This window comes from Pseudoalteromonas sp. C8 (assembly GCF_011378685.1).
GTDB lineage: Bacteria > Pseudomonadota > Gammaproteobacteria > Enterobacterales > Alteromonadaceae > Pseudoalteromonas > Pseudoalteromonas arctica.
Genome location: NZ_WTKT01000010.1, coordinates 22,179 through 33,278 on the forward strand (window position 1 = coordinate 22,179; position 11,100 = coordinate 33,278).

General features: G+C 39.8%; 10 protein-coding genes and 1 other RNA gene. 9 read left to right on the forward strand and 2 right to left on the reverse strand.

Going from position 1 to position 11,100, the window contains the following annotated elements; all coding sequences use genetic code 11:
- Window positions 1–10: 10 nt before the first annotated feature.
- The 3 genes from accA to GQR39_RS11220 all read left to right on the forward strand — a co-directional run bounded on the left by accA (window position 11) and on the right by GQR39_RS11220 (window position 2,708).
- Window positions 11–967, forward strand: coding sequence for an acetyl-CoA carboxylase carboxyl transferase subunit alpha (gene accA / locus GQR39_RS11210; protein ID WP_007581016.1), 957 nt, complete (start codon window positions 11–13; stop codon window positions 965–967).
- 82 nt (window positions 968–1,049) lie between these two features.
- Window positions 1,050–2,354: a tRNA lysidine(34) synthetase TilS gene (gene tilS / locus GQR39_RS11215; RefSeq protein WP_165735658.1), complete on the forward strand. Its 1,305-nt coding sequence runs from the start codon at window positions 1,050–1,052 to the stop codon at window positions 2,352–2,354.
- Window positions 2,355–2,708: a hypothetical protein gene (locus GQR39_RS11220; protein ID WP_007581020.1), complete on the forward strand. Its 354-nt coding sequence runs from the start codon at window positions 2,355–2,357 to the stop codon at window positions 2,706–2,708.
- A gap of 29 nt (window positions 2,709–2,737) precedes the next feature.
- Here the strand turns inward: GQR39_RS11220 and GQR39_RS11225 are convergent, their stop codons facing one another.
- Entirely contained in the window at window positions 2,738–3,634 is an 897-nt protein-coding gene (locus tag GQR39_RS11225; protein ID WP_024590733.1) for a GGDEF domain-containing protein, read from the reverse strand.
- Between the two features lie 133 nt (window positions 3,635–3,767).
- On the opposite strand from GQR39_RS11225, the gene GQR39_RS11230 reads away from it, so the two are divergent.
- The gene (locus GQR39_RS11230; RefSeq protein WP_165735659.1) at window positions 3,768–5,741 is read left to right on the forward strand and encodes a monovalent cation:proton antiporter-2 (CPA2) family protein; all 1,974 of its coding nucleotides are present in this window, start codon (window positions 3,768–3,770) and stop codon (window positions 5,739–5,741) included.
- 28 nt (window positions 5,742–5,769) lie between these two features.
- Here the strand turns inward: GQR39_RS11230 and GQR39_RS11235 are convergent, their stop codons facing one another.
- Window positions 5,770–6,915, reverse strand: a complete 1,146-nt coding sequence (locus GQR39_RS11235; RefSeq protein WP_007584072.1) for a patatin-like phospholipase family protein — start codon at window positions 6,913–6,915, stop codon at window positions 5,770–5,772.
- Window positions 6,916–7,154: 239 nt separating this feature from the next.
- On the opposite strand from GQR39_RS11235, the gene GQR39_RS11240 reads away from it, so the two are divergent.
- The 5 genes from GQR39_RS11240 to GQR39_RS11260 all read left to right on the forward strand — a co-directional run bounded on the left by GQR39_RS11240 (window position 7,155) and on the right by GQR39_RS11260 (window position 10,997).
- A complete protein-coding gene (locus GQR39_RS11240; protein ID WP_101217226.1) occupies window positions 7,155–8,030 on the forward strand; it encodes a DUF3014 domain-containing protein in 876 nt (291 codons plus the stop codon).
- Between the two features lie 139 nt (window positions 8,031–8,169).
- Window positions 8,170–8,266, forward strand: an RNA gene (gene ffs / locus GQR39_RS11245) — signal recognition particle sRNA small type.
- A 297-nt stretch (window positions 8,267–8,563) separates the two neighbouring features.
- Window positions 8,564–10,090 carry an acetyl-CoA hydrolase/transferase family protein gene (locus GQR39_RS11250; protein WP_165735660.1) on the forward strand — a complete coding sequence of 509 codons (1,527 nt, stop codon included), beginning with the start codon at window positions 8,564–8,566 and terminating at the stop codon, window positions 10,088–10,090.
- A gap of 242 nt (window positions 10,091–10,332) precedes the next feature.
- Window positions 10,333–10,512, forward strand: a complete 180-nt coding sequence (locus GQR39_RS11255) for a hypothetical protein (protein WP_240918203.1) — start codon at window positions 10,333–10,335, stop codon at window positions 10,510–10,512.
- 173 nt (window positions 10,513–10,685) lie between these two features.
- Window positions 10,686–10,997: an EthD family reductase gene (locus GQR39_RS11260; protein WP_002958288.1), complete on the forward strand. Its 312-nt coding sequence runs from the start codon at window positions 10,686–10,688 to the stop codon at window positions 10,995–10,997.
- Window positions 10,998–11,100: the final 103 nt, after the last annotated feature.

An 11,100-nucleotide genomic window follows, 5' to 3' on the forward strand; every position in this document is an offset into this window, starting at 1 on the left:
AGTTTAGAGCATGAGCCTCAATTATCTTGATTTTGAGCTTCCAATTGCAGAATTAGAAGCAAAAATTGAAGAATTACAAAATATAAGCCGCGCTGGCGAATTAGACCTTGAGTTAGAAGAGGAAGTCAGCAAATTAAAAGAAAAAAGTGCCAAACAAAAACAGGAGATTTTTTCTAATTTAGGCGCTTGGCAAGTATCACAGTTAGCACGTCATCCGTTGCGTCCTTACACTCGAGATTATATCGAGCGCATTTTCACGGAATTTGACGAGTTTGCTGGCGATCGTACTTTTGCTAACGATCCGGCTATTTTAGGAGGCGTTGCGCGTTTAGATGGCGAACCAGTAATGGTTATTGGCCAACAAAAAGGCCGTGACACTGCTGAAAAAATTAAACGCAACTTTGGTATGCCAAAGCCAGAAGGTTACCGTAAAGCATTACGCTTAATGGAAATGGCTGAGCGTTTTAAAATGCCAATTATGACTTTTATCGACACGCCGGGTGCATACCCAGGTGTTGGCGCTGAAGAACGTGGTCAATCTGAAGCAATCGCGCGTAACTTAAAAGTAATGGCGACACTTAAAGTGCCGACAATATGTACGGTTATCGGTGAAGGCGGTTCAGGTGGTGCATTAGCGATTGGTGTTGGCGACAGAGTTAACATGTTGCAATACAGCACTTACTCTGTAATTTCTCCTGAAGGTTGTGCGTCTATTCTTTGGAAAAGCGCCGACAAAGCACCACTTGCAGCAGAAGCAATGGGTGTAACCGCAGAGCGAGTTAAAGAACTAGATTTAATCAGTAACTTAATTGATGAACCTCTAGGTGGCGCGCACCGCAATTACGATGCTATGGCACGTAACTTAAAAGTTCGCCTTAAACGTGACTTAGCAGACCTACAAGCGCTTACGCTTGAAGAAATGCTTGATCAACGTTATAAACGTTTAATGTCGTTTGGTTATTGCTAAACACATTAAATGTTAAAAAAAGCCGCTTATGCGGCTTTTTTGCTTTAAAATGTTCAGAGTTTTTATATAAAAGTGCGCCCATATGTATACATCAGCAATTTATCAGCAATTAAAAAAATCATTAAATAGCTATATTGAGCAAGGTAACACCGCTTTTACAGTGGCGCTTTCTGGTGGCGTTGATTCTGTGGTGCTGTTGCATTTAATGCGCACTTTAAAAGAAGATAACCCTGCAATTAATGTATCGGCTATTTATGTTCACCATGGTTTGAGCCAGTATGCTGATGACTGGCAACACTTTTGCAAAAACGTATGCATTGAGCTTAATGTGCCTTTTGAAGCTGCGAAAGTTGTTATTGAGCCGCAGTCGCGCACAAGTCTTGAAGCCCAAGCACGCGACGCCCGTTATAAAGCACTTGATGAACTAAGCCCACAAGGCAGCATTATTTTACTGGGCCAACACTTAAGCGACCAAGTAGAAACGTTTTTATTGCGCTTAAAGCGTGGCTCAGGTTTAAAAGGGCTTGGTTCTATGTATAAAGAGCGCTTGCTGCAAAGTGGGCGTATATGTTTTAGACCATTACTAAATGTAGCTCGCAGCGATATAGAAGCGTTTGCAGCGCAGTTTAATATTAACCACATAACCGATGACTCTAATACAGATGAAAGCTTTGACCGTAATTTTTTACGATCAAAAATAGTACCCGTGTTAGCTGAGCGCTTTAATGGGTTTGAACAATGCACTGCACGAAGCATTGAACTACTACAGCAACAGCAAACTCTACTTGATGAATATACCCAGCTTGATTTAAATAAGTGTATTAACGAGCATCAAGCACTGTGCATTAGCAAAATAAGCGAGTACAGCGCAGCGCGCATTGCAAATATAGTACGTGCGTGGCTTGCACTATTTACACAAGTGATGCCATCGCAAAAGCAGCTTGAGCAAATTATTAATCAAGCAATGCGCGCAAAAAACGATGCACAAATGCGTATTGATTTGCTCGATGGGCAAATACGTCGTCATCAAGGTTATTTGTATTTTGTAACACCAAGTGAAGTATTAACAGATATTGAGCTGAATCATTCACAGCTAAAACTGGCAGACGGGCGCTTATTAATTAAAAGCACCGGTTGCGGAGTAAGACCTCCACACGCTAATGAGCAAGTAGTAGTGCGCTTTGATTGCAATAGCGCACGCATTAAACCACTTAAAAAGCCTGGTAGTAATACAGTTAAGCATTGGTTTAAAGATGCAAAAATAGCGCCCTGGCTTCGCGCCAGTGTGCCGCTTATTTTTTATAATGATGAATTAGTTCAAGTGGTTGGTTATTTTATAAGTGCTAAACATATTGATGAAAATGGTATTTTTTGGGAGTGTAAATAAATGAGTAAACAGCCGCATGTTGGTTTGTCGTTAGTTACTAAAGCGCCAATGGGTATGCTAATAACGGCCGTTATAGCTATTATTGCTAATATTTTACTTGAGCTAAATATAGTTACGCTAGGTTATGCAGTTGCGGGTGGAATTGTATCTGCAGTGCTTTTATTAGCTTATTGGTTAGGTAAAGGTGGATTGTTTTTTATTTTAGGCGTGAGCCTGCCACTGCTTTTAGTATTATTTACACCGCTTGCTACTATTACCGCATTACTTAATTTAATTAGCGGATTCTTTTTTGGTTTTTGTGCCGCGTTGTTTATTTATAAATTGGTAAGTGCAAAGCCTAGCGGGGGAAGCTAGGCTTTTTATTTAATGCAGTTAAGTAAAGACTAATAGGCTTTTGCGCAGTTTCTACCAGATGCTTTTGCTTTGTATAAACCTTTATCGGCGCGAGCAAATATTTCAGTTTCGCTGTCTTGGCTGTTAGCTAAAGTAAAACCAATACTGGTTGTTACTTTATACTTAGACATTAGAGGCGATTTTCTTACTAAGCACATTATCCGCTCAGCAATCACTTTATTCGTTGTAAACTCAGGGTCTTCAATAAGTAAAGCAAACTCATCACCACCAAATCTAAATACCGAATCGGTGCCGCGTATGCTGCTACACAGTACTTTTGAAAACTCTTTAAGTGTATCGTCACCAATTTTATGGCCAAAGTTGTCGTTAACTTGTTTAAAATTATCTAAATCAAGCAGCATTAAACTAAATGGACGCTGGTAACGACGGCAGTTTTCAAGCTTTTGCAGTAAAAAGTCATTAAACTGACTACGGTTATTTAAGCCGGTTAATGCATCCTTTGTGGCAAGCTTTAATACTCGGCTGTACATCATCGCATTACGAAGTGGATAAACCAGCGCAGTATGTAAAGTATGTAGCTTTTTCTCAATGGCTTGACCAAGCGGGAATTTACTAAAATAAATTAGCTGCCCTAAGTGTTCTTTACCAATCGCCAAATCAAAAATATAGGGTGTACTATTTGTATCACTCTGTGATGTTTGCGTAGTTCCCAGTGTTGACTGAAACTGTAAACCGGAGAAATTTAACAATTGTTTTGTAAATTTTGCGTATATAGCTAAAACATCCTCAATCACTAAGCTAGTTTGTAGCTCTGTAACGAGTTTATGTGTTTCTGTTATTTCATTTGTTGGCGAATGTTCAGCCGAAAACGGCAAAAAATCACCGCGACCAGACACACGCTGCGTCAAAATATGGACGTTTTCCATTAAATTCTCCCCCGAGGGTGTTACTTTGCAATTACTAAGCGATTTTTGTGCCATATTTTAAAACTGGCTGAAAAACAGAAGGTTGCTATATTTAAAGTAAGTCCCTTGGTTTAATTGACGCGTGAGGCCGAATTTGCAGAGTATTAACGTTCAAATTTTTGGCTTGCTAGTGGCAGCAGTTCTTTTTGTGTGGTTTTTTAAACGCATTGGCTTGCCGCCTATTTTGGCGTACCTAGCAACGGGGGTTTTAGCCGGTAGTCATGGTATTGGTTGGTTAGCGCAATCTCATGAAATAGAGTTTGTAGCAGAGCTTGGTATTGTGTTTTTGTTATTTAGTTTGGGGTTAGAATTTTCTATTTCGCGACTAATGGCAATGCGAAGCCTAGTATTTGGGCTGGGCTCGTTACAAGTAGGTATAACCAGCTTACTCTTCATTATTATTTTATATTGTTTAGACTTTTCCCTACTCACCAGTTTTACCATTGGTACAATTATGGCGCTTTCTTCTACGGCTGTAGTGGTTAAGCTATTAAAGGAAACGGGTGAGCTTAATCAGCGCCGTGGGCAATTAGCAGTTGGTGTACTGCTTTTTCAAGATATTGCTGTTGTTCCTCTATTAATAATACTTCCTTTATTTGCATCAAGCGACTCTCAAAGTATTGGCTGGGCTTTAGCGTTTGCCCTAAGTAAGGGCGCATTTGTATGCGTGCTTCTTTGGGCAATTGGTAAATGGGTATTGCCCATTGTGTTTAAAGAAATAGCGCAAGTACGAACCGATGAGTTATTTGTGCTTACCACTATATTAGTCGCCTTATTTGCGGGCTTTTTAACGTATATGTTTGGCTTGTCTATGGCATTGGGCGCTTTTTTAGCGGGAATGATGTTAGGTGAGAGCAATTACAGGCATCAGTTAGAGGCCGATATACGTCCATTTCGCGATATTTTAATGGGGCTGTTTTTTGTAACTGTGGGTATGCAGTTGGATATTTTATTTGTACTGGCGCATATAGTAATAATTATTGGCGCATTGCTTGGGTTACTCGTATTAAAAATTACAGTAGTAGCACTTAGTGCGCGGCTAATGCATGAGCGAAACCAAGACTCGCTCGCCTGTGGCATTATGCTGTGGCAAATGGGGGAGTTTGGTTTTGTACTTATAGCACTTGCTGGCCAGCATCAGTTATTAAACTCAGAGCAAGCTTCATTTTTAATTGCCCTTGGTGTGTTATCAATGGCATTTACACCATTTTTGATTGATAAAACGCCATTTATTTTAAAGCGTTTTGGTATACTCGATCGCCCTAGTTTAGCGCTGGAGAGTGAGCCACAAAGTAGTACACTTTATAGCGACCATGTTGTTATTTGTGGTTTTTCGCGTGTTGGGCAAACTATAGCGCGTTTTTTAAAGCCCGAAGCAATAGACTACGTTGCCATTGAAAGTAACCCAATTTTAGTACAAGAAGGCAAAGCGGCAGGTGAGCCTGTTATATTTGGCTATGTTAAACAAAAAGATATTTTAAAGTGCGCAGGAGTAGAGCGAGCTCGCTTGGTTATTATTACTTTTACAGAGCTTGATCACGCACAAGTTGTTATTGATGCCATAAAACAAATAGCGCCCAACGTTAAAATACTTATTCGTACTCGTGACGATAGGCAGTTAGATTATTTAAAAGGGCTAGGCGTAACCGAAGTAGTGCCAGAGTCGTTAGAGGCGAGCTTAATGCTCGTGTCGCATGTGTTGTCTATGTCGGGCGTACCGATGACGCGTATTGTGCGTAGAGTAAGTAAAGAACGTCGTAATCGTTATCCGTTAATGCAAAGCTTTTACGCAGGGTATTTTAAAGATAGCGAAGATGCCTCAAGTGAACGATTAGAATACTTACATGTTGTAGCGCTACCTCAGCAAGCTTATGCCGTGGGTAAAACAATTGAAGATCTTAATTTAGAAAAGCGGCGAGTACTCGTAAAAGCACTGCGCAGAGAAGGAGCCGAAATAGATACGCCATCAGCGCAAACAACATTATTGGCTAATGACGTTTTAGTATTACAAGGTAAACCAAGGCGTGTTGAGCGGGTAGAGCACTATCTGCTCGACGGAATCGAATAGTGACTTAGATTAATCTAACTCTAAAAGATTAATCTAACTCTAAAAATTCACGCATCTTAGGCAACTGCGCCATACCATCTTCATAGCCAATTTGCATTAAATGCTGGGTGTAGCGTTTTTCAAACAATAGGTAGCTGGTTAAACTCGATTGCGAATGCTTTTTAACACCTATGGTACGTAGCAATACTTTAATGGCCCATGGCATATCGTCGTAATACTGAGCTGCAATGGCATTAAAGTTTTGCGAAGGGTTAATGACAAAGGTATCTATTTGTTTAAGTTCTTGATGTTTGTCGCGAGCGGGTAATAGCCCTAATGTTCGGTTAACACGAGCCAAACGCTCCAAATCCGATTGCATAGTGTCGGTAAATACACTGTCGAGTAAATGCCCTGCAACAGCAGATAGACCCGGATAATGTGGCGAGTAACCCGGTGGGTGTAATTCTTTGGGTTGGTCGACCCCAATAATAAATATTTTTTCAGCGCCTAAATGAATCGACGGACTCAGCGGAGAAAGTTGATGTATAGAGCCATCCCCAAAGTAATGGTTATAAATATTTACACTTGGAAACACCATAGGGATGGCACTCGATGCCATTAAGTGCTCAACATTAATACGAGTTGCACGGCCTTCGCGTTTAGCACGCTGCCAAGATGTTTGCGTATTAGATTGAAAAAATGCAACAGAGTCGCCCGTTGTATAACTTGAGGCCGTAATAGACAGCGCATCTAAATAATTACGATGTAAATTGCGCTCAATGCGGTGTAAATCTAAAATTTCGTTTAATAAACCACGCAGAGGGCGGTTGTTTAGCAAGCTCGCTGGTGGATGGTTAATATGTTCTGACTGAAAGCTCGTTAAAATATTACGCGCAATATGACCAAATACACTTAAAAAATCACTTTTATAGACCATAGAGGTTGAAAAGTTTTTCCAAACTGATTCAAGCTTTCGTACAGCCAAATGCGCACAGGAGGCGTAACATGCTAACGCAGCTGAGTTAATAGCTCCAGCAGAGGTGCCATTTATTACTCTAAATGGCAATGGAGCAGTACGAGGCATACTATGAGCTAGCGCTTTAAGGACACCCACTTGATAAGCAGCACGTGCGCCACCACCTGTGAGTAATAAGGCAATTTTAGGTTTTTGTGGATCAACTTGCTTGATTTTCATATTGGTGGTTAAACTGTTCTACGTCTTTACTTTATTTATTAACTGTAAGTCTTTAAGCTAGAAGAATCAAAGGATAACTGCCCTAATACTTATTACATTGTTTAATCACCCAATTTAGTACGTAACTTACTTTGCTATAATTGCCGTATTATAAAATGTAATAGTATTTGTGTAAGAATGAATTTAATCCACTTAGCGTACTCTAAGTGATATCGCATTTTAATTTTTATGGAGTTCGTATGTCAGATAAACCAGAAGCATCAGATGTTCAAAAACGTCCACCTAATAACAATATTCTTTTCGCCGTTATTATTTTAATAGTCGTAGCATGTGCGGCCGCCTTCGTATTGCTAACACCCAGTGACGAGCAAGCAACACGCACTGAGGTAGAGCCCACAGTTAAAGAACAACCTATGATGGAGCTTAAACCCGAGAACGACCCCGTGGTAGATGCGCCGTCTGTAAATCCAGAAAAGCCAGCAGAGCTTGAAGTACCAGCACAAAGTCCAAGTGAGCCTGTGCCTGAAGTAAAACCACTACCAACGCTTAACGAAAGTGATGCAGTTGTTGTTGCTAAAATGGACGAGTACCTAAGCGACTCAGTAATGAGCTTAATGGTGACCGACGATGTTATTCGTCGTGGTGTGGTATATGTAGATAACTTAGCAAAAGGAAAAATAGCTAAAAAACACATGCCTGTTGTACAGCCAGAAGAAAAATTTAGCGTGAATGAAGGTGATATCTTAACTATTAACCCTAACAGCTACGAGCGTTATACACCGTATGTGAAAATATTTACCAGTATGAGTGCAGCGCAAGCCGTTCGCATGTACGAAGAGTACAAGCCACTTATTAATAATGCATACAGTGAAATTGGTTACGGCGATGACGAGTTTAATCAAACGCTAACCGATGCAATCGATTTATTACTTGATACGCCAGAGCCTGAAGGTGACTTGCCGTTACTTCGTGATTCAGTAACGTATCAGTATGCGTTTTCGGAGTGGGAGCAATTACCAGATGCACAAAAACAGCTTTTACGTATGGGTCCAGAAAACATGAAAAAAGTAAAAGCAGCATTACGTAATATAAAAGCGCAGTTAGAGAACAATTAATACGCACTAAAATAGCTAAATACGCCGCGATTGTATATGAAGTATGCAATCGCACTTTCTTTTTAGATTATCCCTTGAATAACAGAGCAAAAGTAGAGATAATCCCTCCCGCGCCAACCAAGGCCCTCAATGGTAGTCTTATTGGTCCTCTCGCAACACTAGCAGGCGAACCTGGTCAGGCCCGGAAGGGAGCAGCCACAGTTTGTGACGTGTGTGCCGAGATGTGGCTGGTAAGACTGCCACCCAAATTCCTCATTTGGGTGTTTGAACTAATAAAGTTAATTCCTCAAAAATAATTCCTCTAATTAAATAATACTATTTATTTATAGATTACTTTATAAATTACTTTATAGATTGTTATGTCATTTTTGTTAAAAATATTACTAATAACTACATGATAGTATTAATTAAAAGTAAATTAACCTCCCTTTTAAACATGTTGCTCATCCTCGATTCGTAAATACGACTTAAGTCTAGATTGTGTAGTACGAAGTTAGGATTAGAATAATGTCAAATTTAGAGAGGAGCTCAGTATGCACTTGGAACGTATTCGCAATAGTAACCTGCACGACAAGGTGATGCCGGCAGAACAAGCAAGCCAATTTATTAAAGATGGAATGACTGTAGGGATGAGTGGCTTCACTCGCGCCGGAGAAGCTAAAGCAGTACCCAGAGCATTAATTGAGCAAGTCAAAAAAAATCCAATCAAAATAAATTTAATGACGGGTGCGTCATTAGGTAATGATCTCGACAAGCTATTAACAGAAGCGGGCATTTTAGCGCGTCGTATGCCTTTTCAAGTAGATAGCACTTTACGTAAAGCGATTAATAACGGCGAAGTTATGTTTATTGATCAGCATTTATCTGAAACGGTTGAGCATCTACGAAATCATCAATTAACCATGCCTGATGTAGCTGTTATTGAAGCAGTCGCTATTACCGAAGAAGGGCATATTGTGCCAACTACATCGGTTGGTAACTCAGCCAGTTTTGCTATTTTTGCCAAAGAAGTCATTGTTGAAATTAATATGCTGCATAACCCGAATCTTGAAGGTTTGCACGATATATACATCCCTTCGTATCGTCCTACTCGCCAACCAATGCCGTTAGTTAAAGTGGATGACCGAATTGGTAGCACTGCTATTCCTATCGATCCTGCAAAAATTGTTGGTATTGTTTTTACTAACCAAAGCGATTCGTTTTCTACCGTTACCGACCCTGATGAAGACACCGCCGCTATTGCGCGCCATTTAGTTAACTTTTTTAAAGACGAAGTGGCTCAAAATAAATTGCCAGCTAATTTAGGACCGCTACAAGCAGGCATTGGTAACATTGCAAATGCTGTAATGATGGGATTACTCGACTCTGACTTTAAAGACCTAACAATGTACTCTGAAGTACTACAAGATTCGACGTTTGACCTAATTGACGCAGGTAAGCTTAGTTTTGCATCGGGCAGCTCAATTGTTTTGTCAGAGCGTTGTAACGCGCAAGTATTTAATAATTTAGAACAATACAAAGACAAGCTAGTGTTACGCCCTCAAGAAATTTCGAACCATCCTGAAATAGTGCGCCGTTTAGGAATTATTGCAATAAACACTGCGCTTGAGTTTGATATGTATGGCAATGTAAATTCAACACATGTTTGTGGCACACGGATGATGAATGGTATTGGCGGCTCGGGCGATTTTGCTCGTAATGCTCATTTAGCAATATTTGTGACTAAATCGATTGCTAAAAATGGTGCTATTTCAAGCGTAGTGCCTATGGCGAGTCATGTTGATCATAACGAACACGATGTTGATATTTTAGTAACCGAGCAAGGCTTAGCTGATTTACGCGGTTTAGCGCCGCGTGAGCGAGCGATACAAGTCATTAAGCACTGCGTGCACCCAGATTACCGTGACGATATGTTAGATTACTACAATCGCGCTTGTGAGCGTGGTGGGCACACCCCTCATTTACTTGAAGAAGCGTTTAGCTGGCATATTCGTCTTGAACAACAAGGCAGCATGAAAAAAGTATCTGTAACCGATGCTCAAGTGCAACTGTCTGCATAAGCATTTTGGTTTATTAAAATTGAATTAGTTAGTTTTATACTTACTTTTGAACCGCACTAGTGTCAGCTCAATCAGCTTTGATTAGTGCGGTTTGATATAAACTGTAAGTCCAAAATAATTTTATACCTACTCTTTGCATACCTTTCTTAATCACCTTCATTACTGTTATTTTATTCACTTAGGTTTAAGTGCTATTACCGTTATTAAGTGTGTAATGTGTTTATTAAAAATATAGGTACTAAATGGCGTTTGATAGAGGATTAGAAGAGAGACCTACAGTAAAACCAGTTAAGGGCTTGGTTTATATTTTGCCTGAAGGTTTTGAGTCTGATTCTGATTTAGCATATTGGGTAAATACGTGCGTTAACTTTGTAGAACCTTTACCGCCCAAACCTTTTAAAAAACGACCTGTACTTAAGTAAATTAGCGAAGTATCACCTTAATTAAAATAAGCACTGCAATCAAATTACTGGCGCTATGAGCATGAATACTACATAATTGAGCGACTGCTCACTTATGCGCTTTTTACTTAAGTATGATTCATACTATTTCAAAAGATGCTTTAAATTTTTTAGTAAATAAAAGAGAGAATGTAATGATTAAAGTAAGCGTATTATACCCAAATAATGAAAGTGCTACTTTCGATATGGACTACTACTGTAAAACACATTTACCACTAGTTGCAGAGTTAGTTGGTAAAGCGCTTATATCAAGTAGTGCAGATGCAGGTTTAGCTGGTGGCGCACCGGGCGAAGCGCCAACTTATATTGCTATGGGGCATTTAGTGTTTGAATCGGTAGAATCTTTTCAGCAAGCCTTTGCACCTCATCAAGAAGTAATAGCGGCTGATTTAGTTAATTTTACTAACGTGTCTCCAGTAATTCAAATTAGCAATATTGCTGGGTAAATTACACGCTAAAACTAATTTAAGAATTACTTAATAACCCCTACTGTATTTAATACAGTAGGGGTTTTATTTTAACTGCAATAAAAGGGCTAGCGCTCTGTTT